This window comes from Bradyrhizobium erythrophlei, assembly GCF_900129505.1.
GTDB classification, from domain to species: domain Bacteria; phylum Pseudomonadota; class Alphaproteobacteria; order Rhizobiales; family Xanthobacteraceae; genus Bradyrhizobium; species Bradyrhizobium erythrophlei_D.
In genome coordinates this window covers 7,529,936-7,553,513 of sequence record NZ_LT670818.1, presented here as the reverse complement: position 1 = coordinate 7,553,513, position 23,578 = coordinate 7,529,936, and the positions used below count along the sequence as shown (strand labels likewise).

Annotated in this window: 26 protein-coding genes; 16 read left to right on the top strand and 10 right to left on the bottom strand. The window is 60.2% G+C overall.

Annotated features, from left to right (window positions below; all coding sequences use genetic code 11):
* Positions 1–211 precede the first annotated feature (211 nt).
* From B5525_RS35375 to B5525_RS35355, 6 genes are all read left to right on the top strand, one after another.
* Positions 212–391 (top strand): hypothetical protein, encoded by a 180-nt coding sequence (locus B5525_RS35375; protein ID WP_079570518.1) that lies wholly within the window; start codon positions 212–214, stop codon positions 389–391.
* A 245-nt stretch (positions 392–636) separates the two neighbouring features.
* Positions 637–918, top strand: coding sequence for a hypothetical protein (locus B5525_RS35370; protein ID WP_079570516.1), 282 nt, complete (start codon positions 637–639; stop codon positions 916–918).
* Positions 915–1,820, top strand: coding sequence for an AEC family transporter (locus tag B5525_RS35365; protein WP_079570514.1), 906 nt, complete (start codon positions 915–917; stop codon positions 1,818–1,820). The genes B5525_RS35370 and B5525_RS35365 overlap by 4 nt, the downstream gene beginning before the upstream one ends.
* Before the next feature lie 484 nt (positions 1,821–2,304).
* Positions 2,305–2,562: a DUF3551 domain-containing protein gene (locus B5525_RS35360; RefSeq protein ID WP_079574229.1), complete on the top strand. Its 258-nt coding sequence runs from the start codon at positions 2,305–2,307 to the stop codon at positions 2,560–2,562.
* A gap of 143 nt (positions 2,563–2,705) precedes the next feature.
* Complete coding sequence (locus tag B5525_RS47370; protein ID WP_425305232.1) at positions 2,706–2,822, top strand: hypothetical protein; 117 nt, start codon at positions 2,706–2,708, stop codon at positions 2,820–2,822.
* Between the two features lie 581 nt (positions 2,823–3,403).
* A protein-coding gene (locus B5525_RS35355; protein ID WP_197687878.1) for an IS630 family transposase occupies positions 3,404–4,470 on the top strand; the annotation gives its coding sequence in 2 pieces (ribosomal slippage) (positions 3,404–3,893 and positions 3,893–4,470; 1,068 coding nt in all).
* Between the two features lie 53 nt (positions 4,471–4,523).
* On the opposite strand, the gene B5525_RS35350 is transcribed toward B5525_RS35355, so the two are convergent.
* Positions 4,524–5,324 (bottom strand): class I SAM-dependent methyltransferase, encoded by an 801-nt coding sequence (locus tag B5525_RS35350; protein WP_079570513.1) that lies wholly within the window; start codon positions 5,322–5,324, stop codon positions 4,524–4,526.
* Between the two features lie 662 nt (positions 5,325–5,986).
* On the opposite strand from B5525_RS35350, the gene ltrA reads away from it, so the two are divergent.
* On the top strand, positions 5,987–7,312 hold the full coding sequence (gene ltrA, locus B5525_RS35345; RefSeq protein ID WP_172899993.1) for a group II intron reverse transcriptase/maturase: 1,326 nt from the start codon (positions 5,987–5,989) through the stop codon (positions 7,310–7,312).
* 402 nt (positions 7,313–7,714) lie between these two features.
* Here ltrA and B5525_RS44885 read toward each other — a convergent pair whose 3' ends face one another.
* On the bottom strand, positions 7,715–7,960 hold the full coding sequence (locus B5525_RS44885) for a hypothetical protein (RefSeq protein WP_154073642.1): 246 nt from the start codon (positions 7,958–7,960) through the stop codon (positions 7,715–7,717).
* A gap of 662 nt (positions 7,961–8,622) precedes the next feature.
* On the opposite strand from B5525_RS44885, the gene B5525_RS35340 reads away from it, so the two are divergent.
* Positions 8,623–8,802 (top strand): hypothetical protein, encoded by a 180-nt coding sequence (locus tag B5525_RS35340; RefSeq protein ID WP_079570511.1) that lies wholly within the window; start codon positions 8,623–8,625, stop codon positions 8,800–8,802.
* Positions 8,803–9,446: 644 nt separating this feature from the next.
* On the opposite strand, the gene B5525_RS35330 is transcribed toward B5525_RS35340, so the two are convergent.
* Positions 9,447–9,755, bottom strand: a complete 309-nt coding sequence (locus B5525_RS35330; protein ID WP_154073641.1) for a hypothetical protein — start codon at positions 9,753–9,755, stop codon at positions 9,447–9,449.
* A 564-nt stretch (positions 9,756–10,319) separates the two neighbouring features.
* Between B5525_RS35330 and B5525_RS35325 the strand changes: the two genes are divergently transcribed.
* From B5525_RS35325 to B5525_RS48050, 3 genes are all read left to right on the top strand, one after another.
* Positions 10,320–10,526 carry a hypothetical protein gene (locus B5525_RS35325; RefSeq protein WP_079570506.1) on the top strand — a complete coding sequence of 69 codons (207 nt, stop codon included), beginning with the start codon at positions 10,320–10,322 and terminating at the stop codon, positions 10,524–10,526.
* 465 nt (positions 10,527–10,991) lie between these two features.
* On the top strand, positions 10,992–11,312 hold the full coding sequence (locus tag B5525_RS44880; protein ID WP_154073640.1) for a hypothetical protein: 321 nt from the start codon (positions 10,992–10,994) through the stop codon (positions 11,310–11,312).
* Positions 11,313–11,783: 471 nt separating this feature from the next.
* A complete protein-coding gene (locus tag B5525_RS48050) occupies positions 11,784–12,011 on the top strand; it encodes a DUF6894 family protein (RefSeq protein ID WP_425305231.1) in 228 nt (75 codons plus the stop codon).
* A gap of 766 nt (positions 12,012–12,777) precedes the next feature.
* Here the strand turns inward: B5525_RS48050 and B5525_RS44875 are convergent.
* Positions 12,778–12,939 carry a hypothetical protein gene (locus tag B5525_RS44875; protein WP_154073639.1) on the bottom strand — a complete coding sequence of 54 codons (162 nt, stop codon included), beginning with the start codon at positions 12,937–12,939 and terminating at the stop codon, positions 12,778–12,780.
* Between the two features lie 93 nt (positions 12,940–13,032).
* Positions 13,033–13,329 carry a winged helix-turn-helix domain-containing protein gene (locus B5525_RS35315; protein ID WP_338075244.1) on the bottom strand — a complete coding sequence of 99 codons (297 nt, stop codon included), beginning with the start codon at positions 13,327–13,329 and terminating at the stop codon, positions 13,033–13,035.
* 345 nt (positions 13,330–13,674) lie between these two features.
* Here B5525_RS35315 and B5525_RS35310 point away from each other — a divergent pair, with 345 nt between their 5' ends.
* Entirely contained in the window at positions 13,675–14,019 is a 345-nt protein-coding gene (locus B5525_RS35310; protein ID WP_079570504.1) for a hypothetical protein, read from the top strand.
* Between the two features lie 73 nt (positions 14,020–14,092).
* Positions 14,093–14,302: a hypothetical protein gene (locus B5525_RS35305; RefSeq protein WP_079570502.1), complete on the top strand. Its 210-nt coding sequence runs from the start codon at positions 14,093–14,095 to the stop codon at positions 14,300–14,302.
* Between the two features lie 161 nt (positions 14,303–14,463).
* Here the strand turns inward: B5525_RS35305 and B5525_RS35300 are convergent, their stop codons facing one another.
* From B5525_RS35300 to B5525_RS35290, 3 genes are all read right to left on the bottom strand, one after another.
* Positions 14,464–14,721 (bottom strand): hypothetical protein, encoded by a 258-nt coding sequence (locus B5525_RS35300; RefSeq protein ID WP_079574227.1) that lies wholly within the window; start codon positions 14,719–14,721, stop codon positions 14,464–14,466.
* Positions 14,722–15,144: 423 nt separating this feature from the next.
* Positions 15,145–15,630, bottom strand: coding sequence for a hypothetical protein (locus tag B5525_RS46850; protein ID WP_172900040.1), 486 nt, complete (start codon positions 15,628–15,630; stop codon positions 15,145–15,147).
* A 178-nt stretch (positions 15,631–15,808) separates the two neighbouring features.
* A complete protein-coding gene (locus B5525_RS35290; protein ID WP_079570500.1) occupies positions 15,809–16,762 on the bottom strand; it encodes a hydrogen peroxide-inducible genes activator in 954 nt (317 codons plus the stop codon).
* A 259-nt stretch (positions 16,763–17,021) separates the two neighbouring features.
* Here B5525_RS35290 and B5525_RS35285 point away from each other — a divergent pair, with 259 nt between their 5' ends.
* Positions 17,022–17,654 carry a DedA family protein gene (locus B5525_RS35285; protein WP_197687877.1) on the top strand — a complete coding sequence of 211 codons (633 nt, stop codon included), beginning with the start codon at positions 17,022–17,024 and terminating at the stop codon, positions 17,652–17,654.
* 1,551 nt (positions 17,655–19,205) lie between these two features.
* Positions 19,206–20,417: a patatin-like phospholipase family protein gene (locus B5525_RS35280; protein WP_244567698.1), complete on the top strand. Its 1,212-nt coding sequence runs from the start codon at positions 19,206–19,208 to the stop codon at positions 20,415–20,417.
* 56 nt (positions 20,418–20,473) lie between these two features.
* Here B5525_RS35280 and B5525_RS44865 read toward each other — a convergent pair whose 3' ends face one another.
* A complete protein-coding gene (locus tag B5525_RS44865; protein ID WP_154073638.1) occupies positions 20,474–20,710 on the bottom strand; it encodes a hypothetical protein in 237 nt (78 codons plus the stop codon).
* 198 nt (positions 20,711–20,908) lie between these two features.
* Here B5525_RS44865 and B5525_RS35270 point away from each other — a divergent pair, with 198 nt between their 5' ends.
* The gene (locus B5525_RS35270) at positions 20,909–21,295 is read left to right on the top strand and encodes a hypothetical protein (RefSeq protein WP_079570497.1); all 387 of its coding nucleotides are present in this window, start codon (positions 20,909–20,911) and stop codon (positions 21,293–21,295) included.
* 12 nt (positions 21,296–21,307) lie between these two features.
* On the opposite strand, the gene B5525_RS35265 is transcribed toward B5525_RS35270, so the two are convergent.
* Positions 21,308–23,578 carry a ThiF family adenylyltransferase gene (locus B5525_RS35265; RefSeq protein WP_079570495.1) on the bottom strand — a complete coding sequence of 757 codons (2,271 nt, stop codon included), beginning with the start codon at positions 23,576–23,578 and terminating at the stop codon, positions 21,308–21,310.

Genomic DNA, 23,578 nt, shown 5'->3' with positions numbered 1-23,578 from the left:
GACACGGGCATTGTTTATTGCGCAAACTATAGAGATCGATCACGCCTGCGTCGGAAAATTGAAAATCTGCGGTCATGTGTTCCGAGTAATTGTTCCGTTGTAACTCAATCGCTTTTTAATTGGGCAATGTGAACGAAATCACATCGCTGGCAGCGTCGAAATGTATTGTCAATCTGACACGAGCTAGCGCGTATACATTGGAGATGAGACAATGGCAATTGCGGAACAGCGCAGGTTTAAAACCGTCAAAGGCGAAGTCCGACATCGCGATGCGACGATCTTACTTGGCTACTCAATTTTCGCGCTTGTGCTTCTGATCGCGATCTATTTCGGTTCGATGTCGTCTGGAATAGCGCCTGGCGATTTGGCATCGATGGCTGTTTTTCCGTAGGGCGAATGACCTTCGAGCTACCTTCGAATGAAGATAGCGACACCACATGGTATTTGAAGCTGATTGAGAGACGGTTGTCGTCTTTCGAACTACTTTTGTGTTGAGCCGTGGATGAACTCATAAGTGCAAGCGGATGTGAAGCGGTTCACGCGCGGTCGATGCGTTAATTGTTATCCAGCGGAACGCCGAATGATCTGGATCGATCTCGCGGGATTTCGCAGTTGCGGTCAGGCTGATTCATGAGAATGGTTAGCCCTTCAAACGACACCTCGGCGATCTCCATCTTGCGGCTCGCACTGGACGACGTGTCCACCGACCATCGGTTCTTTGTTCGTCAATCAATGTCCGCCTGTCAGGTCGCCGGCTATATTCTGGCTCTGGTCCAGCAGGGAGAACGCGACCTCGATCTTCTCAAAGCTTCAGCGTTTAAAAAGTTCTCAGGCGCGCAGCCGGTGCCGTTGAGCTCAAGCGATTCATTTCCGACTGCGACTTCAGACACCGGCAGACGTTCGGAGATGATGCAATGAACAATATCGTGCTGCTCTTTGTTTGCCTTCTCCTTGGGATGGGTCTCCGCGCCGCGAAAAAAGCTCCTGAGAACGCGCATCTCGCGCTTAATGCCTTTATCATTCACATATCGCTCCCGGCGCTGATTATCCTGCAGATTCACAATGTCAAACTGCACACTTCATTGCTGTTCAGCATCGCGATGCCGTGGCTGATGTTCGCCCTCGGGGTTTGGTTTTTTTGGGCGCTTTCTGCACGTTTGAAATTTTCGCGGGAAACCACCGGCGCGCTGATGCTGGCTGGCGGACTGGCCAACACATCTTTCGTGGGCCTGCCCATGATTGAAGCGTTTTTTGGCGCCCCCAGCATGGCAACCGGTATTCTGATAGATCAGCTTGGTACCTATCTTGTCCTCAGCACGTTGGGCATCACCGTTGCAACCATCTATTCTGCGGGCACGGAATCGAAAGCCGCCATCTTCAAACGAATTATCGTTTTCCCGCCGTTGATTGCGCTGGTAGCCGCTTTCGCTCTGATGCCCTTTGAGTTTCCCACTTGGGTTGCCGACGCATTAAAGCGGCTGGGCGACACGCTCGCTCCGCTGGCCCTGGTTTCGGTCGGCCTGCAACTTAGGTTTGATCAAACCAGTGGGCTTAAGACCGCGCTGGCGACAGGCCTCGGGTTCAAGTTGTTTCTCGCGCCCGCCGTGCTCGCATTGTTGTACTTTGGCATTCTGGGCACCACGGAAGAAACCACACGGGTGACCCTGTTCGAGGCTGCGATGGGTCCGCAAATCGGCGGAGCGATCGTCGCCGTTCAGCATGGTCTCAACCCGCCTCTGGTATCGTTGATGGTGGGCCTCGGCATATCCCTTTCTTTTCTGACATTGCCGCTGTGGTCCTACGCCCTGCATCACTTTTGAAAAGGCGAAATGACAAGCCGCATCCTACCCCCTCTAAAAGGGTGCGACCGTTCTTCGGCTAAGTTCCGGTCCTCCGATGCGCCCAAACAAAGCCGCCCCGAACGCGGTCTTCAATCTTCATCGGAGCGTGCCCGCAAGCCAGCACACGCGCCCCGAAAGCCCAACTCTCCAGATAATCCAGCTTGTAATAGCTAGTTATCGTTCGGCTCTGCTTTGAATTGGCGCGCGGGTCACGTCGCGTGGTCCTGTAAGAAAATGAGCCTCTCCGACTGCACCGGACCCTATTTCGGTCTACCCCGTCCCGCCGGCGGCGATCCGCGCGGCTATCGCGACCACCATCGGGTACGTCTCGCCTATCCTGCTTACTGAACGCGCTGCGATTTCTCGCACGCCGCCCAACGCGCGAACGTGAATTGACCGGGATCGTTGAGAGCTGTCTGGTTGCGAACCGGCAATGCCGCTTGATGTCAACACGGAGGACACCATGCGAAAAGCATTTTGGGCGATGATGGTATGCTATGCCGCTTCGGCGTCAGGCGCGATGCCAGCCGCGGCGCAGAATTTGCCATATTGCATCAAGGGTTGCGACTTCGGCGGTGGCTTGGGCGACTGCAGCTTTACGAGCTATCAGCAGTGCCTGGCGGCCGCTTCGGGCCGGGACGCCTCGTGCGCGGCCAATCCCTATTTCAACGCCAAAGCCGAACTGCTACCTCATCGGATCATGTCCCGAAGGAGGTTCTGATGCGCATTTTGGCTCTGGCGAATTTTGCGATCCGGGCGGTCTGGGCGACCGGGCCGGGGCGGGCTCAGACCTACGATCCGCATTTTCCGGTTTGCATGTAAGTCTTTGGCGACCCCACCTATTACGAATGCAGCTACCTGAGGATGGTCGCGTGCGCCGGCACCGCGTCGAGCCGGGCGGCACAGTGTGTACCCAATCCATATTTCGCGAACGCGGAAGAGCCGGTGGGCCCACGGCACCGGCGTCGCCAACTCTACTGAACTAATAAACCTCGTCGCCACGCACAGCTTCCGACCAAGTTCGAACTGGCCGTCAACCTCAAGACAGCCAAGAGCCTCGGCCTTGCGATCCCACCAACATTGCTCGCCCGCGCCGATGAGGTGACTGAATAAATCTCGCCACTGCCGTTTATGGCACTCAAACCGGACATCAGGCGGATATCCTCGACTCTACCAAAGCTGACGTAACCGCCCTCTTTGGTGAATGTCCGTTGTTGAGGTAGAGCAGACATCAAAGATTTGCTGCTTGAGGTCTACTTCAACCGGAACTAGGCGCGTCATCCGACCTTCGGGGTGGGGGGTGGTCAATTCTCTGGCGCGATGAGGATGCGGACCGGTGGGCCTGGTTCACAGGCAAGATCTTCAGTTCTTTTAAAAGGAAAAGCCCACTTGGCTGCTTCGGCGAATGTCCGCTGTTGATGGAAGAGCGGACCTTGAGCATTCTCGGCTTGAGGTCGGCCTTTGACCCATCTGATACCAACGGCCCGAAACTGTGACTCATTAGGGATTCCCAAATCAGGGAAACTCTGACTCGATGCTAGCCTTTGAGAGGAGCGGCATCGATGGGAGCGGCGGTATCGATCACCCGACTTGATCTGACGGCTTCGGCGCTTCGCAAGGCGGCGAGCGGAGAGAAGGATAGCGCCGCGGCGCGTCGGATACTCGCGCTTGCGCTGGTGCTCGATGGCTCGGACCGCAAAACGGCGGCCGAAACCTGCGGCATGGACCGTCAGACCTTGCGGGACTGGGTGCACCGTTACAACGCCGCGGGACTGGCCGGGCTTCGCAATCTCAAATCGCCAGGTCCCGGATCAAAACTCACGGTGCGGCAGCAGGCCGAATTGGCCGAGCTTGTCGAGGCCGGCCCCGACCCCGCGGTGCACGGGGTAGTGCGTTGGCGGCGGGTCGATCTGCGCGACGAATTGCAGCGGCGCTTCGGTGTCACGCTCCACGAGCGTTCGGTCGGGAAGGTTCTAGCCAAGCTCGGCTACCGCAAACTGTCGGTAAGGCCCCGCCACCCGCAGGCTGACGAAGAAGCCCAGCAGACGTTTAAAAAAACTTCGCCGCGACCGTCAGGGCGCAAATTCCCGAGCACGCCAAAGACAAGCCGATCGAAATCTGGTTCCAAGATGAGGCCCGGATCGGCCAGCAGGGCACGCTGACCCGCGTCTGGGCCAAGCGTGGAACGAGGCCCCGCGCACCGCACGACCAGCGCTACGACTGGGCCTACCTGTTCGGCGCGGCCTGTCCGCAGCGTCGCGTCGCAGCAGGTCTGGTCATGCCGGCGGCGAACGCCGAGGCCATGTCGCTGCATCTCACAGCGATCTGCCGCAAGGTGGCGGCAGGTAGCCACGCCGCTCTTGTCCTCGATGGCGCCGGCTATCACATTGCTGCCGCGCTCACGATCCCCGAAAACGTCACCCTGGTGCGTCTGCCACCCTACGCGCCTGAACTCAATCCGATCGAAAACGTCTGGGAATATCTGCGCGGCAACAAACTCGCGATCACCGTCTTCGACGACTACGACGACATCGTTGATAAAACCTGCGACGCATGGAACTTCTTTGAACACGATCCAAAGCGCATCGCCTCAATCACCACACGAACATGGGCAACAGTCAATAATTAGGGCCGTTGGTATGAGACATCGACCAGCATTTCATGCTGAGGGCTGTAATTGGGTCAGGGAACGATGCCGCGGCAGGCCCGAGCGACATTCGCGAATGACCTCGGGCCATCGGGCTGGCCGGCCTCGTAGGCATCGCGCACGGCGGCATCGGTGCGCCGCCGCTCCGCTGCGTCGAGCGTGGTCATATATTTCCCAAGCGGACCTTCGCCCGCGGCAATCGGTGCCCAATAGTCGTCGAAGTTCTGATAGTCCATGCGGATCATCAGATCGGTTTCCGTGACATCCGCAAGCCCCTGGTGGATAAAAGTCCGCTTCATTTCGCCCGGCTGCATCATCGGCTGGAAGCAATAGCGGCTTCGTAACTGCCGCCCGCTTTCGCCCAGCGCCGCGACCGTGTCGATCATCATGCGCATGCCGGCCATGCCGCCAAGGTGGTCCCACACGACGGCTGCGACGGCGCCGCCCGGCCGTACGACGCGGCGCATTTCGGCCACGGCCTTGCCGGCTTCCGGCACAAAGTGGAGCACGAGCAGCGCAAATGCCCGGTCGAACATAGCGTCCTTGAAGGGCAAGGCGCAGGCGTCCGCCTGGCGGATCTTGATGCGTGGATCGGTATTGCGTCGATTCGCCGCCTCTACGAAGACGGATGAATAGTCGATGGCACTGATCTCGCCGAGATCGGCGGCCTTGGTTAGCGCGAATGTCAGGCTGCCAGTGCCGCAGCCGACGTCAAGAATCTTTTCGCCGTTGGCAAGACCCGCGAACTCGATGAACAGGGGCGCGAGTTTTTGGCTCCACCGGCCCATGAGCCGCTCATAGCCGGCCGCATCATGGACATTGAAGCTTGAAGCCATCGAAGTCTCCACACGCTGCTCAAATGCTAGACCTCGATAGAGTGCTTGCCAAGACAGCAATCACTGACCGCCAAAGCACTTGGACTTACGGTCCCACCGCCTCGGCAAGTAGCTGCGGACGAGGTGATCGAACAGCGCCGGTCATTGCTGCGGTACATTAGTCTCCTGTTGGCAGTGCGCCCCGAAGGCGCGGATCACTAGTGGAGGAAGATTCCACCCAGAGAGTTGTCGATTGATCTGGTAGCTGACGAGCGGTTCGGCCGGGTAACCGGCAGGGCTGGAGCCTCGTGACAAAGGCCGCTTTAGGCGGTTGAGCAATCCGGCGGGCCGTAACGTGAGTGAAGCCTGAGCAGGCCTCGAAAGTGACAATGCGGATGCCGACCCTCCTGCCATTTGGGGAAGGCTGTATGAGCGGGGAAGCAATCGACACGCGCACCCGCTTGATCCGCCGGGGTAGTGGGCACGGCACGTCGGAAAGGTGGTTCGGGTAATCGGGGGAGACCCGTCAAGGGCGAGGGTAGCGGCCTCAACGTCGCGAAGGCGGCGGCCATGGCGGGAGTCGGACGGGGTCGTATGACCGTCGAAGCCGGGTAATGCTGGCTGAGGAAAGGGCCCTGACTTCTGGTGCGCTTTCGAAGATGGTGAGGTGAAGGTGATTGGCGATGAGCCTGGCAACACCGACAACGATCCGGACCCTTCAGAGAAAGCTATACCGCAAGGCGAAGGCGGAGCCTGCCTTCCGCTTCTACCTGCTCTACGACAAGATTTACCGAGCGGACATCCTGCGTCATGCCTATGCGCTGGCCCGAGCAAATGCGGGTGCGCCGGGTACGGACGGAATGACCTTTGCGGCGGTTGAGGCGTCGGGCCTGGAGAGGTGGCTGGCGGGCCTGCGCGAGGAACTGGTTTCGAAGGCGTACCGGCCCGATCCGGTGCGGCGGGTGTCCATACCGAAGCCGGACGGAGGCGAGCGACCGCTCGGCATTCCGACGATCCGGGATCGGGTGGTGCAGACCGCCGCCAAGCTCGTGCTGGAACCGATCTTCGAGGCGGACTTCGAGGACAATGCCTACGGCTACCGCCCCGTTCGCGGAGCGGTGGACGCGGTCAAGGAAGTGCACCGGCTGATCTGCCGGGGCCATACCGACGTGGTCGACGCCGACTTATCCCGCTACTTCGATTCGATTCCGCACGGCGAGCTTCTGAAATCAGTAGCTCGTCGCATCGTGGACCGGCACGTGCTCCGGCTGATCAAGCTGTGGCTGAAAGCGCCGATCGAGGAACGGGATGATGGCGACGGGACCCGGCGCATCGGTGGTGGCAAGAGCAACGCGCGCGGCACGCCACAGGGCGGCGTCGTGAGCCCACTGCTGGCCAACATCTACATGAATCGGTTCCTGAAGTATTGGCGGCTGACCGGGCGCGGGGAGGCGTTCCGGGCACACGTCATCGCGTATGCCGACGACTTCGTTATCCTCAGTCGCGGATGTGCGGCCGAGGCCCTGGCGTGGACGAAGGCGGTGATGACGCGGCTCGGGCTGACACTCAACGAGGCCAAGACCTCGTTGAAGAATGCTCGGCAAGAACGCTTCGACTTCCTCGGCTACTCGTTCGGACCTCACCGTTACAAAGCGAACGGTCATTGGTATCTGAGCGCGAGCCCGTCCAAGAAGAGCGTGCAACGGCTCAAAACGAAGGTTGGCAATCTGCTGGTGCCTGGCAACAACGATCCATGGCCCGAAGTGCGCGACACGCTGAACAGCTCTCTGCTTGGCTGGTCGAACTACTTCTGCCATGGAACGCGCCGATCGGCATTCCGCGGCATTGACCGATACGTTTATGAGCGCGTACGCGACTTCCTCGCCAGACGGCACAAAGTGGCAGGACGTGGCACACACCGGTTCTCTCTCGACGTTGTCTATGGACAACACGGTCTGCTGCGTCTCGAACGCCTACCCCTAACGGCCCCGCTGTGTGCCTCACGGTGAAATCAGTCGGAGAGCCGGATGCCTTAATCGGGCACGTCCGGTTCGATGAGCGGGGATGGGAAACGGAGCGTTGCCGAATGGCCCAAGCTACCGCGCCCATCCTCGACTCTACCGAAACGGTCATCGCGGTTTAGGCACCGAATGTCCGTTGTCGGGGGGCGGTCTCAACCGGTCGACGCAACACTTTATCTTAAAGGGAAAAGATGGAGTGTGGGATGGAACGGAGATTTCATAGAGGTTACTCGTGCTCACTATAAGTAGCCCGTCAAGCCGCCAGCAGCTCGTCGAGCAAAAAAAAGCCCGGCGCGAGGCCGGGCCGCGAGATTTGCGGGCAAGCAAGCGCTGGCGGATTTTCGGTTCGATTTATTGAAAGAAGAAAAACGGAAGTGAAGTAAGGCCGCCTCAGTTGGCGCGTGGCAATAAGTACCGGATCGTCATCCCTGCACCATTGGTCCGGTCAAGAAGCAGCGTATCTCCCAGCTTGAACTCTTCTTGCATTGCGTCACAGCAAGAACCGGGGCCGGAACCGTCCCTAGTGGTGGAGCGACAGAGTTCTCCCGAATTGACGAGAATATCTATGCGCCCCCGTGTTGCTGCGCGGCCCAACTGGGCGAGCAGCTCTTGTCGGAAGTGATCGGTCGAAACCATCTGCGGCCTCCAATCCGTCTCCAGCCTCCAATCCGACTACGCGCCTAATGCGCGCCGATAGCGAGAAGTTAAATCGCTATGTCAAACCCGGGCACTTAGTTCCGGCTCGATCCGGGCAACCCTCTCCGGCTCCCGCCCCTTGGTTTTGCCCCTGCATGACTCTAGGAAGGCCGCTGCTGAGTCCGGGATTCGCGGGCTCCATGTTGTCCGCCGATCGGCGCCAGTGCACGGGCGGATTCGGCCGGCCCAGTATTCGGGTCTGATTAGTAGTCTGCTGGAACGAGTCATATCGCCGTCGGTTAGATCGGCGTGTCGCGACCCCAGTTTCGACACCCCGCAGACGGCCCCAGTTGCTCACTGGCTTCAGGAGCCGTTTTCTGAAGGGGAACAACTCAGCGTACGCAAACGTTGAGCGCCCGCAAGCCTCGGGCTCCCAGATGCAGAAATCCATCATTGTCGTGTTTAGCCTAGCCCTCGCGCTGGTCGTCGCGGGCTGCTCAGGTCCGAAGGGCGATAAGGGCGACTAGGGCGATCGGGGCGAAAGTGGCCCGGCTGGATCGGCTGGCACTCCCGGTCCTCAGGGACCGCAGGGACCTGCAGGCAAGGACGGCGTGTCGCCGCTAGCTCAATTTCGCGTCGTGCGATCTACCTCCGATAACGGGATGGCAAAAGCCGCCATGTGTGCGGTCGACGAGGTGATGGTCAGCGCCACTTGCATGTCAAAGGTTGGTTCTGTGGACGAAGCGGCCAAAACGATTGGCGATAACGGAGCAACCTGCGACGCACAGTCCGGCCAAGCGGACGCGCCGGAAGCTGTTATTTTGTGTACCAAGCGTCAATGAGGGACACTACTAAAGCTCGCCACGACCGGGGCGTGTTCGGGGCTCAATCAACTAGGGATCTTAGCCTCTTGCCCCGCGCATGTTCACCGCTCTAATCTCACGCATGGGAACGAAAACGACCTTTGTTTGCGATTGCTGTTTCCGCGAGGCCGACAGCAATTTGGGATGGGCTCACGTCCATGTAAACGGCGCCAGCGGCGGCAAGCAATTGATGCCCGACGACGATCGAGACCTTTGCGAAATCTGCTGGAGTCCGCTGCAGACGTTAATGAAGAAGGTCCATGAGGAGGCCCGGGCGAAGCGCGCTGGCAAAGCCTAGAGGGACGAGCAATGAAAAAAACCCCGCCGGAGGCAGGCCAGCGGGGTTCCTCTCTTTGGGTCGCGCGCGCGGCTGAGAACAGCGCTGGGGCATTGTAGCCAAAAGTATTAAATAGCCGTTGCGGCTTGCCAGTGAGCAAAAAAGGGCAGTGCGAACGTGCCGCATATGTTCGGTTGCCGACCGCGCGATGCCGTTCCCGGGCCTGGGAGACTCACTGCCGTCCGGCTCTGGCGCACTGTCATGTGCCGGCCGATCGGCGCCAGCGCGCGGGCGGTCCTGGCCAGCCCGTCTTTGAAGCGCCGGCCCGGCAAGGAGGTTTCGCTTTCTAGGGCTTTATGGATTGAGGGGGCGCTGCGCCCCCTTTGGCTTTACCACCAGACGCCTGGCGATCGCGCGCCGCGATCAGTTCTTTCTGGAGCTTCGACCGCTCGTCGGCCGTCATGGCAGGCTTCTCGCGCTTCGGCGGCAGATCTTCCACCGGGAGATAAACGCTTGTTTTCGGAGGCGCCGGTGTCTCAGCCCGCGCGTCCATCAGTGATGAGCCGGCAGTTGAAGTCGCGCATCCGCCAAGCGAAAGACTCGACAGTAGCAGCGCTACCGCAGCAAGCGCTGTGACCTTTCCATCCTTCGACATCAACGCCCAACATGTACTCAGGGGACAATCATTCGATGCCGCCAGCATTGCGCGCCAATTATGACCATAGCTAGCCCAACGACGCGGGGCCTCTCAACCCCGTGCCCGTTCTCTCAACCGTCGGGCGTGGCTCGCCAGCCGCCGCCGATTCCTCTCATCGATCGGCGCCAGCACAGGGTTTGCCAGCGCGGGCCGCCGACGGCGCTTCTCAAAAAAGGACCCGTCGTTGGCGACGGGTCCCAGTCTAGGGAGGAAGTGTTCGGCACGGTAAGTCGAATCGTGGCGGGGCTATGTGTCGTAATTCACACACGGAGAGGGGATTTTCCTGGAGATGCGCCTTGGGTGGGCCGACATCGGCCGGCGATGGGGGATTGTCGAGCGTGGCAAGCCAGCGCTTGTCGGGCATTTTGTCGGGCGTGGCGGTTTTCATGATCGCACTATCGGCGTGGCTCGCACCCTCGCAAGGCACTAAACGTCACGTTTTCCAAATGGCCCTTGCACGAGCCTAGGAAGGCTCTAAGTCGGGTCCGATCGCCTTTTGGCGGTGCGTTAGCAGGTGCTGTCATGCCAGATGAGTTCGATTGGGATTTTAGCGGTCCAGACGACGCCAAGGCAGTGATCCGCGCGGCAGTCCGCTATTTGCTCGAAGGTGCAGCCGGCAGCGACCGTGGTGACATTGTTCGGGAGATCGTTGGGATCGTGGACGAGGTAGCGCGCGGGCTGCCGCCCGGCCAACCGGATCCCTTCGACGATGAATTGCCTGGCGGCTAACGGCGATAGCCTCGCTATGACTCCAGGAAGGCCGCTGGTGCAGGTAAGGGGATTTCGGGCGGGGCCCCGTCAGCAAATCTTTGCGGGCCGGTTGGAGTCCCTAGTGCGTTTGGGGCGACTTATCATTCGCATTTCCCGACCTCGCCTTAGAGTGCTCATGCTCAGCAATCCACTTAACCGCGTCATATTCCGCAATGAAGCCCTTGATTACTCCCGTTTCGCCATCGGGCCATAGAATATCGACCTCCCAGCCAGATCCGGGATTTTTCCGCGCCAAGAAAGTTGGTCGCTGCTCGAGCATCCGGCGAATATGCGCCCGCGCCGACACGGTTCAAGCCAGCTATCCTGCCACAATCAGCAGATAGCCCCTCCCTGACTCTAGGAAGCCCGCTGGTGAGTCCGGCTTCTGCTGGCCTCATGTTGTCCAGCCGATCGGCGCCAGCGCACAGGCGGACCCCACCTTGCGTGAAACCATTTTGGGCCGACCGCGAAGCATTCCGGAAACAGAGGCGGCCTAGCATCTCCCGTGATCAAACAACGCGGTTCGATGATGGTAACCTTGCTCAACGCGATTTACCGCCAAGCTTGCAGGCAATATCTGACCGCCCTGCGGTGGCACCGCTGGGCCTGACGCCGGACGGCCCGGCTGACATCGGTGTCACCGGAACCCAAGATTGCCAGGAGAGTTATTTTCCAATGACCAGTCCTTTGAACGTAGCGATCTATGCATTCGGTGGCTTTATGCTGTTCGCCCTCGCCATCGGCTTTTTCGCCGCACCGGTTTGAGAGGCTCGAACCTTGAGCCCGCGCCTTTCGTTATCAGGGCACTGTAGACTGCTGCTCAGGCTCAAGACTTGGCGAGCTGGTTGGGGTCCCCAGGGCGTTTGGGGTATTTGTCGGTCACACGTAGTAAGTGCCGATGATGTGCAAAATCCAAACCAGCCCAACGGCAGCGGTTAGATAGCTCATGACCAACGGAAATTCGTTCTTACGCATTCAATTGATATGAGCCCATGGCGAGCCGGTTCAAGCCAGCTATCCTGCCATAATCAAACCGACCCACTACCAGAATCCTAGAAGGCCCGATCGCTGGGCCGGAGAGAGTCGCTGGTGCCGGTCCGGCTCGCGGGCTGTCATTGTACCGACCGACCGGCGCCAGCGTAGGGGCCCTCGGCCCGGGCGCTCGGAGGGGCGATCCGAAGCGAGTGTCGGGCGCCGGACCGACATATGCGCGTGGAGATTATATAGTTCACCGCCATGGCACGTTATACATTCCGAATCCGCCAAGGATCTCATTCAAGTACCCCCCGCGTCGATTTGCCGGACGATAACGCGGCTTGGGACGAGGCCGCGGCGGCGTGCTCTGACATGATCCGCGATACCGTCGCGAGGCTTAGAGACAGCCCGGAATGGCGGCTAGAAGTCGTGGATGAGTCTGGCACAACCTGCCACCTTTTCCGGGTGACCACGGAGTCTTTCAAATAGTCCGATCGGCGCCAACGCTCGGCTGGCGAGCGCGGTTTGATCGCGCGCCGGATTAAACGGGCCCGACTAGAGGACGACGTACCGAGCCGGTACTTCCGTGTGGGGTATCCCAATTCATTAATTTCTCGAAAGTGAGCAAAATTGCGCAGCGCGGGACAAGCGCGGGTTCCACGATTTCTTCTGTCACCGCCCCACCTAGGCGTTTACCGGTGACTGAGAGTGTTGCGCTCCCCGCCTGATCTGCGGCAGCATCACATGCCTCTAGCGTACCATCGCTCCGACCCATCGCTACTTCCTATTGATCGGCCTCGCTGTCCCAAGTGTCCGGGCCGCATGATGCTGGCCCGGATCGAACCCGGCCCCGCCCATTCCGATCTGCGGATCTTCGAGTGTCCGAAGTGTGAGCACGTCCAAAGGGTGCTAGTCGATCCGATAAAATCAGTCGAAACGCGCGGTTGGCTGCAGGGACAGCTGCAATCGCCAACGTAAGGAAGAATGTATTCCGCGAGTGGCAAAGAAACAGCCCCAGCGCGGGGGGGGGGGCGAGCTGGGGCCGTCTTTTCATCGGATGCCAAGGTGCGGCCCCGGCATCCGGCAGTGCATAGCCAAGTTACCCCGACGGCATTCGTTCCAAAATACAGCCGGTATTCTTTGCCCCGTGAGCGCGGACCTGAGCCCGCGCCGCATTCTTGTTACCGCTTCAGCCGCCTACTGTGAGACGCTAGCCGCCGGCGGTTCCGCTTTCGGTACCATTGGCGCCGGCGCTTCATGGTTCGATGTCCCGCTCGCCGTGCCTAGCGGCTTGATAGTCCGCGTTGAGCTTCTTCAACATAATCGCGACTTGAAACACCGCGAACATTGCCCTTTCGTGCTTATCGTCCCTGCCGACAATCGCGCTCTCGGCCATCTGCACAGCAATACTCGCCATGTGCACGCAATCGGAAATCCTGCCCTCAAGATCGCGAAACGCTTCGGCGTTCGGTGATGGGGCGGTTGGGAAGCGGAAAGTCGATGATGCTGCTCACGGCTGCACCGTCGATCCGGCCGGGTCGAGGTCGGTCGCATTGAGAATGAACCCGGCGCCGCGAACGCTGCAAATCATCGGGGCGTCATTTGGTCCATCGACCTTGCGGCGCAGTTTGCCCATATGAACATCGACGAGGTTCGATTCCTCAGGAACGAATTTGTAATGCCACACATCTTCCAAGAGTTTTGCGCGCGTCAAAACTTGTCCGCACCTCTTCGAGCAGGCGGGATTCGCACCGCCGGAGATCAAATGATCGGTCACCGCGCCTGGCAGTTCGATTGACGGGATCAAGTTCGAGCGATCCTACGCGCAGAGGATCCGTATCGTCCGGCGTATCATTGGCTTGGGCCGTGGTTGCGCTCGCGGCGGCGGCAACTGCGCCGCCGGCCGCAACTGATAAAAGCCACCGCCGCGTCGGGTCGACGGGCGGGAACATGGGACGTTCGAGGGTCATAGCTGCGCCCTCCCGGTCGCAGACGTGTTTGTGGGTGGCGTGCTATGCGCGCGGGTAGCCTTGGCCATTGGAGGGCCTCCTGTATGGTCGGGGTTAGAGCCGAGGCGGAAGTTCACGCTTCCCCTCGGCTTGCTAATTTGATATATGTGACATATGCGAAAGTAAAATTAGGCATATGCGAAATGATTGGTAGGCCGGAGACCCACCCAGTCAAGAAAGTTCTCGGTTTTACCGATGAAATGGTCGCGGCAGTTGAGAGCTGGCGCGCCAAGCAAAAACCGGTCCCTAATTTCTCAGAGGCCGTCCGCCGCCTGGTCGAGCTGGGGCTCACGGTCAGGACGCCAGCGAAACCGGTCAACAAGCCCGGCCGGAGGCTGCGCGCTCAGGAGCTGGCAGCAAACGCGATCAAGAAGATGATCGATCCCGCTGCGCCGCCCGAAGAACGTGCTCAACGGAAGCACCGACTGACGAAGGGGCCTTCTGAATTTCGGGAGGATCGGGTCGATCTGCCGAAGGCGAAGAAATGAGCCGCGGTTTGTCTCGCTATTCCCGGCTAACAAGCGCAGCCCTTGCTAAGGGGCCTCGAGAGGAGGTCGGGTCGTGAACGGCAATATATTCAACAGCAAAGGCGTCCATGTCGGCATAGTCATGGACGACGCAGTCTTCGGCCTTAAAGGTCAAAAGCTTTACGATCTCAAGGGTTCGAACATTTACAAGTTGAATGGCGACCTAGTTGGTCATTTGCCGGATGCACGCGGCGAGAAGAAGCGTTTGGACAAAGCGACCGACAAGCTGTTCCCTCAACAGTAGGCTTTATCCATCCGTTTTTCTGCAGCGAACATTTCTGTGGCGGTCATCTACATGACAGAAAAAGACAACCCCGCCGTTCGTGAGGCTGCGCTTCAATCCGGATGCCTCGCTTAGGCGCGCGAAGCGGGCCCGGAGGCTTGCTACTAACGCCGCAGCAATAACTATCGCGTCAGGTGTCCCAGCATGGCCTCGCAGGCTTCTTCGGCCTCAGCGAATGTTTTGAAGGGCGAGCCGCCGATCTTGATGGCGCCCTTGTTCTGATCGATCGGCCGCCACGACGCTACGAAGCCGGTGTGTCCGTGAAAGCCGGGGCCGCTCCGCCTCTCATAACTGATCACGAACGAAAAGCCGGCGCTGCTCGCGTTCCATATTTCCATGTCCTCGACGGGACCAATGATACGGCTGAACTCCATGGCCATTTCCATCACCGACTTTCCCCAGGGTGGCCGAGTGCGAGGCGGCGGTACCTTACCGCCCGATCATGGTCGTTCATGCTCGAATTGTCTTCACTTCGGAGCCAAACCGCAATCAAAGGCCGCTATTAAGCTTGATGTCCGCGGCGCGGGTTAACGCTTGCCGGAACCACCAGCGAAAGTCGCCCCGAAGGGCTTGGCAATCGTCGCAAATCGGCAGACCGCGCCTAACCTTCCGGGAAGACCAGAAAACATTTACTCGCCTTGAGCTATTCAGCTTTTGAGCCAAAATGGACATCGCCACCAGGGGCGCATCCCGCAAAAATTGACCTCAGCGCGGGACCGCGCTGAGGTCATCTCATGGCAATCGACGCTTAAGCAGTCAGTTGACGTTTCAGACCGCGATCAACATCGATGCGCGACGGTCGATCAGCCGCATACCCGGCGGGGTTGCAGACGCGAGCCATGCGCGGTGTGCACCCGTCGCTGAACAACGTAGCAACTGCCGTTGTCGTAGTAGGAATCGTAGTACGGATAGTCGTAAGCGTAGCCGTAGCGGTGGTGTCCGTAGTCGTGGCCATGAAATCCTCGAACGACGGGACCGGGGCCAAAACCGTGGAAGCCGCCATTGTTGGATCCTCGAACGACGGGGCCGGGGCCAAAACCGTGGAAGCCGCCATTGTTGAATCCTTGAACGACAGGGCCGGGGCCACCGTGAAATCCCCCAGCGAAAGCGCCACTGTGGAAGCCGCCGCCAAAGCCGCCGCCACCAAAGCCGCCGCCCCCGTGTCCACCGCCACCTCCACCTCCACCTCCACCGCCGCCGCCACCGCCGTGTGCCTGTGCACCCGTCGCGAGCAGAGAGCCGGCAAGCAGGGCGGTTGCCAATACCATCATCGGTTTTCGTCCAGTCATGAATCGTTCCTTTCGACGGGCAGAGCCATCAGTGATCATCGAACTTCTCGCCCGGCCCTCATGTGGTCGCCCGGCTCCGAATAGCTAACGGGAAATTTCGAAGGCATTAATCGGAGCAGCCGATGGCGCCCGGCCAGCACCCAGGCATCGCCACAATGGATGCCGGCCTGGCACGCTGTCAGCGCGCTGCCAGTGCTTCAATGTCCTGGTCAGGCGCAAATGCTCTCTTGGTACCCGTCAGACACTCTCGGATAAGATTTCCGAGCATCCTGAATTCAGCGCCGCGCGAGGTGGTCGGCCGCCAGGCCAGGACCAGGGTGCGGAACGGCTTGTCTGGAGAGAGCGGGCGAATCACAACATTGCGAGTTGAAGCGAGTTCCGAAGCCACCGCGATCTGGGGCATTAGTGTGATGCCAAGCTCTGCAGCCACCATCTGGACAAGGGTTCGCAGGCTGGTCGCCTGGAAGACCTCATTGCGCACCGGATCCACGATCCGACATGCCTGCAGCGATTGGCTGCGCAGGCAATGCCCGTCCTCGATCAGGAGCAGTTGCTCACGCGCCAGGTCATCACGGGTTACCACTTTGTGATGGCGAAGAGGATGGTTGCGCGGCATCGCAACGACGATTGGATCTTCCGCCATTTCCATCGCCTCGACATCGCCAAGTCCGTAAGGAATGGCCACCAGCAAAATGTCGAGCTCTCCGCTCGCGAGCTTGTCCAGCAGGACTGTGGTCGGAGCCTCCCGCACGTACAGCTTGAGCTTCGGCAGCGCAGTGCCCAGATGCGACAGCAGCGAGGGCAGGACATACGGCCCGACTGTCGGGATTACCCCGAACCGGAGCGGCCCGGACAATGGCTCCTGCGCGTTGCGGGCCAACCCGACCATCTCCTCGGCGTCGACCAGCAGGCGCTGGGCGCGCGTCGCGATCTCTTTCCCCAAGGGCGTCAGCATCACCTGGCGCTGGCTGCGCTCGAACAGCGTGATGCCCAGCCTTGCCTCGAGTTCCTTGATCCCACCGCTCAGCGTAGATTGGGTGACGGCACAATTTTCCGCAGCACGGCCGAAATGGCGTTGCTCGGCCAGAGCACACAGAAAGCGGAGTTGTTGAAGACTGGGCAGAATGGCCATCGGAATGTCCAATGAAGCTGTGCGTTTTTATCCATTGGACCAATGGCCAGGAATGGCGGACCCTCCGCACACACGAGATAAGAGCCGGCAGCTGATCTTTCCATCGCCGGCTACTGATAAATCAGTCGCTTGCGAACATCTCACCATTTGGTGAAGCACCATGAAATATCGTCAACATTTCGAATCCACCATCGTGGCAATTCGCCGCGAGGGTCGTGCGTCTACACGGATCTAAAACCCAAAAGATGGAGTTGCTTCTTTGTCCGATGCATTGATTAGCTTGATCCCAACCTATGGCCCGTGGATCATCTTTGGTGTTGTTGCGCTCGAAAGTGCCGGCGTGCCTCTCCCCGGAGAGACTATCCTTGTTGCTGCTGCACTCCTTGCCGCCACCACTGGTCAGATCAACATCGCTGTCGTTGTACTAGCAGCTGCAACAGGTGCGATTGTCGGGGACGGTTTGGGATACATGGTCGGACGTCGGCTTGGTTTGCCCTTTCTTCGCCGATACGGCTGGTACATCCGCCTCGATGAGGATCGATTGCTGATCGGCCGATATCTTTTTTTTCGGTATGGGAACGCCGTGGTGTTCTTTGGGCGTTTCATTGCGGTGCTACGAATGTTTGCTGCTTTGCTTGCGGGCGCCAATAGCATGCCGGCAGGTCGCTTTTTCTTCTTCAATATAGCTGGTGGAGTCTGCTGGGCGTGTCTCTTCGGCTTCGGTGCTTATGCAGTGGGCGGCGAATTCTACAAGATTTCTGGTGCGCTGAGTATGATCTCACTGGGCCTATTTATTGCGGCAGGATATGCACTCTCAATTTTCATTCGACGAAATGAAGTCACGCTACGCCGTCGAGCGGAGATAGCTATGTCAGATCATTCGTGCGGATGACCAACTTCCGGTATTGGCACCTTTCGGACATGCCGGGGTGGCCTGACGATGTCCGCTCTTAAGGTAGAACGGACATGCGCCTCGTACCGGGTCACTTCCGAGTCTGGTACTTTTCGGGCCTGAGTTGCCGGGTCGGTCATGTCAGCTATTGGTGCCAAAGCACACTTGGCGATTGCGCAGGTCCGCCCCCTGCGCGGCCTCTTTTGAAGACAACGCACGACCTTCTTCTGCGGCGGTAACGTTGACCGGTTAGGTTAAGAAGCGAGTTAGGTTGCGCTGTTGCGACTAGGCGCTATCTTCGCGCAAATGAATTCAATTTTTTGTTTTGTTTTAATGATTGGTCGCTGTGAAAAAACCGCGTGAGAGTGTGGCCGAAGCTATTTGCCCCGCCTGTGATGGCACAGGGTTACAGAAGGTCAAACAGCCGACGCAGCCGGGCCGCAAAATCTATCCTGCCAAGTGCGAGGAGTGTCTCGGCAAAGGCCGAATAAAGAAGCCACCCGGAACACCTCCCACTAAGCCAGCCGCAACGTGATTTGACGTCCGGCCCGAGATGCCGGTCGACGAATGTCTCTACGTAAAGCACCCGGTTTCATGTTTGACGGTCAGGCTTCGCAAGGGCGGCCGCTTCGATTGGAGATTGTACGTTGGGGGAGACTAGTTCGATCGTTTCTTGCGGTCGACGGCTACTGCGTTCCGAAGGGGGCCACTTTTGAACAAAGGGTATTTGATTTGGCGGACGTCATGGGAAGGCGCGATATCTGACGATGGCGGCCCATCCGGCCTGCGGAGGCCCGCTCTGGGTCTTGAGCATCCGGAGAGGCATCAGGCGCTCGTGGGCTCCTGAGGGCACCCATATGGCTGGGGCTCGCCGCCGTCGCTGTGGGCGCCTCGAGAGCCCTTTTGGGCGCCGTCGGCTCCGGCCGCCCGATCCGAGGGGCGCCCTGATGCGCCTGAGCACCCCCGACTACCGCGGACTACGTGGAGAAGGTTCGATCCCAGTTCCTCTCCCTCCGCCAGCTTGGCCGCAGCCGCCTGTTCTCCGAGCGAAGATGCTGGCAATTGAGCCCAGTATTAGCGGGGATTTCTCATTTGGGTTCCGGACGTTTCGACGGCAGAGCGCACCCATTCTTCTCCGAATGGTTCAATTCTCTCCAAAGCTCTGGACTCCGCGCGTTCAGTACGGTTCTTGAAAGTCGAGTGTTTCGAGCGGCTTATGAATTCTCATGAAATGGTGTTCCGCAGGTCCGCTCGGGCGAGCAAGAGCATCCGCTCTCGAACTTCGTCTCCAAAATTCGGATATCTCAATTCCGAGAGCGAAACCGCCGCAAATCTCCGGTTCGATCGCGACGGCCGCCTGAGAGCGGTTGTTTCTCTGAGTGCGATCTGGCCCACCCGTCGTGACTTCCGCTCCTCGGCTTGTCGAACCAGTCGGTCTCCAGCCATCTCAGCTAAAGATTTGTTGTCCGCGTCGGTTTTAAGTCGCGCCTGAACAGATGTCGGCGCCGTAGGAAAGCTTGGCGCACGACGCTGTGGGGTGAGGACGAATTCGTGACAGATGACAGTTTTGCCGATGGCAAGCCGGCGTCGATCGCCCCTGAGGGCGATGTCCGGCGCATCGGCCTCGCTTTATCCGGCGGCGGCGTCCGAGCTGCCACCTTTCATATGGGCGTCCTCAAACGTCTCGCCGCGCAAGGTCTGCTGGAGCGGGTATCGGTGGTTTCCACCGTTTCGGGTGGAAGCTTGGTGACCGCCGCCGTCGTGGCCGAAGCTGGAATGAAATGGCCGTCCTCGAAGGATTTCCTCGGGAAGATCTATCCGGCTGTCCGGGCCAAGATGACGTCCGGCGATCTGTTCAGCCTCGAAGCCATCGGTTGGCGCGGACTCCTGGAGTTCAAAATTGATCTTGTCCGCGACAGGGCATCCGTGCTCGCCAGACTTCTGGAGCGGAACTGGGGAGTTTCGGGCGCGCTCGGGGATTTGCCCGACGCCCCGCATTGGCTCATCAACACCACCTGCATCGAGACCGGCAAGAACTGGCGGTTCGCCAAGCGGGAGATGGGGGATTGGACCTTCGGCCGGCACTACGCTCCGGACGTGCCGCTATCAATTGCGGCCGCGGCATCCGCTGCGGTCCCTTACGTCATCGGTGCGATGCGACTGCCGTTGCCGGCCGCAGGGTGGTGGGAAACCGATCCGGCCACCGGCAAGCAGCTGCGCGCACGTGCGCCATCCCGGAAACAGGTGCGGCTTTGGGACGGCGGCGCCTACGACAACATGGGCCTCGAAGCCATCACCAAACCCGGCAAGGGTCTGCGCCACTGCGACTTCCTGATCTGCAGCGACGCATCCGGCCCGCTGGGCGCACCGGGCCGCTCGCCGCTGGCGGCCTTGTTCGATGGCAAGCTGTCCAGTCCGCGCCTGTTCGACGTCGCCGGCGACCAGATCCGCGCGCTGCGCTCGAGGGTGCTGATCGCCGATATTGCATCCAAGACACTCGACGGCGTGCTGCTGCGCATGGGCAATTCGGTGCGCACGGTGGACGTCAAGAACGATCTCACCCGGCCCATCGGTTTTTACGATCGCTTCCAGACTGACGAGCAGGCGGCCAGGGCTCTGCAGCACCCGACCGACCTTAGGGCTCTTTCCGGTCCCGGATTCGACGGTCTGGCTCGGCACGGATTCGAGATCGCCGATGCCACGCTCACGACATACGTCGCGGCGGGCTTTCCGACATCGCACTATTGGGAGGACCTGTCATGAGAGGAATCCGGACGCGATTCCGCGCTTATCACCTGGGATCCGCGGGATCGTCGTTCTCATATTTCGCCGACGGCCATTTCACGATGATCGAGGCCCGCTTGACGGAACAGAGCCGCGATCAGGTCGAGCGTGAGATGACCGAAAAGTGTGGCGTCGATCACGCCGACGTTCTGCATATCACCAGTTGGGATGCCGATCACTGCAACAAATTCGAACTCCCGGATCTCTTGAACCTGATCCGGCCGATGAAGATCGAATGTCCCGGCTACGATCCGCACAAGGATTACGGCCACGGCGAGGAATGCCTGGAGATGATCGCCGAATACCGAAGCTGCCTTTCCGAAAAAGCTTTACGGTCGAGTTGTCGTTCGCGTTCTCGCTGATGTGGAGCGGGTTGTACAGCGTATCCCGAAAGGCCTTCGCCGAAGCATGTTCGAGACCCTGGATGTATTGAGTCTCCGCTCATCGGCGCCAGGCTTCGCCGGAAGCGTGTGCTGAGAAGCGAGGTCGACGTGATGATCCTGGCACATCACGGCGCGGACAACGGGTTCACGACCAAGAAGTTCCTGAACCACATCGAGCCGGATGTGGCGATCTGTTCTTCGGACTACGACAACAAGTACGATCATCCGCGCGAGGAGATCCGCGAACTGCTGCATGAGCAGGGCATACACCTGAAGACGACGAAGACCGGCGACGTCATCATCCGCTCGACGGGAGATCATACCGGCGGGTACGAAGTGATCAATCTGATCGGCAAGTCGACCAAGGAATCTTCGCGGGTCGAAGGTCTGTTCTCCAAGAAGAGCGGCATCCTCGATGCCAACGGCGACACGCTTCGCCAGCGCTATGGAGCCAAGAAGTCGTGGCCGCGCTGAACGTCTGCCGGGCTACTTCGACAGATCAGCCTTGAGGGCCTCCAGCGTCGTCCCCATGCAGACGCGGATATCGTCGTCTCCAACGATGATCATCAATGCGGGACAACCGTCGGAGGCGAGGCTGTCCGTCAGCCAGGCGATCTGGGCGACGTCGATGTCGCTGGGGTTCGTGGAGTGATGGCGTGGGTGGGAATGCCACTCGCCGACGTATCTGACCTGGTCGAGCGTGCGCTCCATTGCGTCGAAGACGCGCCGCTTGAGGCCGCCGGTTCCGCGCTCGAACAGCGAGGCGGAGCCGCGGCTGTCGGGCGGCTGGTCCCAGGCATCGACGACGTCGATGCGCTTGGCGGCGACGTCGACCACGCCCATCAGCACGCCACCGGTCTCGTTCGGTAGCCGCTCGGCGCGCATGCATTTGAGGCGTCGTTCTACCTCGGGGTCGACGAAGATCTGCCACAGCGATGCGTGGAGCCGCGGGGGCACCACGTGTCGGACGCAGACCTCGACGGCGCCGCTTTCCGCAAGCGACCAGATCTGGACGAGCGCTTCGTCGCGATCGATGGCTTTCGACAATCCTGTCGCCGCCAGACCACTCAGGGTGATGGCCCTTGCTGCCGGAATGCGATTGGTCACGGAGCGGCAGGCCCCTGCATAGGGAATCGCGTTGGCCGACTGGGAGAGGTGGTCGGCGAGTACCTCCTTCGTCAAGATCTGCGCGTAATACGCCGCCTCCAGCGCGCGAAGATCAACCTTTCCGTCCCGGTCTTGGACGAGGAGCACGGCCGCGGTGCCGGCCGGGTTGAAGAACGCGCTAGCCCGGCGCGCATCGACCTCCAGGTCGGCGATTGCCCGGGCCACGGGAACGGACGCGGAGGTGTCGATGATGATGTCGGCTGCGCGAAGCGACTCGGTCAATTCGTCATCGTGGTCGTCCAGGAAATCGGCCACGATCGCCTTGCATGAGACGCCCGATCGCAGCGTCCGCAGCCTTGCGGCAACATGATCCGCCTTGAAAGCGCCGGACGATTGCAAGGTCAGCGTGTGTCGCGCCAGGTTGTGCGGCAGCAGATAGTCCTTGTCGACCACGGTCCAGTCGAACCGCCCTTCGCGGACGAGCGCTTCCGAAAGATTCGATCCGATGGATCCGGCCCCCACCATCACGGCCTTGCGCCCGTCGGGCGCGGCGAGACCGGACATCGCCGCAGCCATTTCCGCATTGAATTCGACATGGACGGCCGCCGTACAGAGCGCGATCGAGGCGAGGCGATCCGGAACCGGCACGACCGGCACGATTTGGCGGACGAACCCTTGCTGGTTGCCGACATCGGATCGGTTCTCGAGCAGACGGCCCAGTGCGACGCCGACCTCGCCGAGGGACTGGTTGGTCACGAAGGCCAGGTTGTCCGTACGCGTGACGGTGCCGGATGCCGGGTCGATCACCGGCACCTTCAGCACTACGGCAAGTCTCGACGTCAGGCGGAAGACGTCCCTTTGCTGGACGCCGGCCCATCCATCGATCTTGCCGCCGAGGTCGGCGACAAGATCGATGCCGTGTTCGCGGAGTTCGCGCACCAGTTCGTCCAACGTGGTCGGGACGTGACGGAGCCGCCGCATGTTCTGCGGCGGGATCGCGTAGGTCGTCATGACGATGCCGCCGGCGGCGATGGACCCGTGACGCTCGGGCGAGTACGTCTCAGCGATGATGACGGGATGCCGTTTGCCGGCCTGGATGAAACCGACGAGGTTGGCCTTGTCGGCCGGCACCTCGGTGAAAACCGACGCAGGCAGGATGATCTCGAAGGTTACTCCGGTGAAATAGGGATCGAGCGCGCGTCCGGTCTCGTGCAGTTCACCCATTCCGGCAAGTTTGAACCAGTTCAGGATGCGGAAGAGGAGCTGTCCCGCGGTGTAAGTCAGCCTGGCCTCCACCCAGGGTCGATCGTCGACGCACAGGCACGCGGGGATCTGCTCCGGCACCCAGTTCTGATGGGGCGTGTCCGGAAAGTCGGTCCGCAACGCCAACACGATCGGCGCTGCGCCTTCTTGCGGAAAGAGGATCGCGATGGGCTCGGACCGGTTCAGCGGATAGGCAGGACGCTGGGGCCGCGCGGTCTGGACGTCGAGCACCAGCACCTCGGCGCGGCCCGCCCGGCGGGCGCCGAGGATTTCGGCGACGCCGGCGCCATGGGTCGACAGCAGGCGGACGAGCTGCGACGCGAGCGGGATCTGCAGATCGGGAGGATCGCAGACCTCGCCCCATTGACCGAGCCACTGGTGGAGCAT

Coding starts and splice junctions, on each gene's coding strand:
- B5525_RS35375 (WP_079570518.1), top strand. CDS start 212: ATGGCAATTGCGGAACAGCGCAGGTTTAAAACCGTCAAAGGCGAAGTC.
- B5525_RS35370 (WP_079570516.1), top strand. CDS start 637: ATGGTTAGCCCTTCAAACGACACCTCGGCGATCTCCATCTTGCGGCTC.
- B5525_RS35365 (WP_079570514.1), top strand. CDS start 915: ATGAACAATATCGTGCTGCTCTTTGTTTGCCTTCTCCTTGGGATGGGT.
- B5525_RS35360 (WP_079574229.1), top strand. CDS start 2,305: ATGCGAAAAGCATTTTGGGCGATGATGGTATGCTATGCCGCTTCGGCG.
- B5525_RS47370 (WP_425305232.1), top strand. CDS start 2,706: ATGGTCGCGTGCGCCGGCACCGCGTCGAGCCGGGCGGCACAGTGTGTA.
- B5525_RS35350 (WP_079570513.1), bottom strand. CDS start 5,324: ATGGCTTCAAGCTTCAATGTCCATGATGCGGCCGGCTATGAGCGGCTC.
- ltrA (WP_172899993.1), top strand. CDS start 5,987: ATGAGCCTGGCAACACCGACAACGATCCGGACCCTTCAGAGAAAGCTA.
- B5525_RS44885 (WP_154073642.1), bottom strand. CDS start 7,960: ATGGTTTCGACCGATCACTTCCGACAAGAGCTGCTCGCCCAGTTGGGC.
- B5525_RS35340 (WP_079570511.1), top strand. CDS start 8,623: ATGGCAAAAGCCGCCATGTGTGCGGTCGACGAGGTGATGGTCAGCGCC.
- B5525_RS35330 (WP_154073641.1), bottom strand. CDS start 9,755: ATGTCGAAGGATGGAAAGGTCACAGCGCTTGCTGCGGTAGCGCTGCTA.
- B5525_RS35325 (WP_079570506.1), top strand. CDS start 10,320: ATGCCAGATGAGTTCGATTGGGATTTTAGCGGTCCAGACGACGCCAAG.
- B5525_RS48050 (WP_425305231.1), top strand. CDS start 11,784: ATGGCACGTTATACATTCCGAATCCGCCAAGGATCTCATTCAAGTACC.
- B5525_RS44875 (WP_154073639.1), bottom strand. CDS start 12,939: ATGGCGAGTATTGCTGTGCAGATGGCCGAGAGCGCGATTGTCGGCAGG.
- B5525_RS35310 (WP_079570504.1), top strand. CDS start 13,675: ATGATTGGTAGGCCGGAGACCCACCCAGTCAAGAAAGTTCTCGGTTTT.
- B5525_RS35300 (WP_079574227.1), bottom strand. CDS start 14,721: ATGGCCATGGAGTTCAGCCGTATCATTGGTCCCGTCGAGGACATGGAA.
- B5525_RS46850 (WP_172900040.1), bottom strand. CDS start 15,630: ATGACTGGACGAAAACCGATGATGGTATTGGCAACCGCCCTGCTTGCC.
- B5525_RS35290 (WP_079570500.1), bottom strand. CDS start 16,762: ATGGCCATTCTGCCCAGTCTTCAACAACTCCGCTTTCTGTGTGCTCTG.
- B5525_RS35265 (WP_079570495.1), bottom strand. CDS start 23,578: ATGCTCCACCAGTGGCTCGGTCAATGGGGCGAGGTCTGCGATCCTCCC.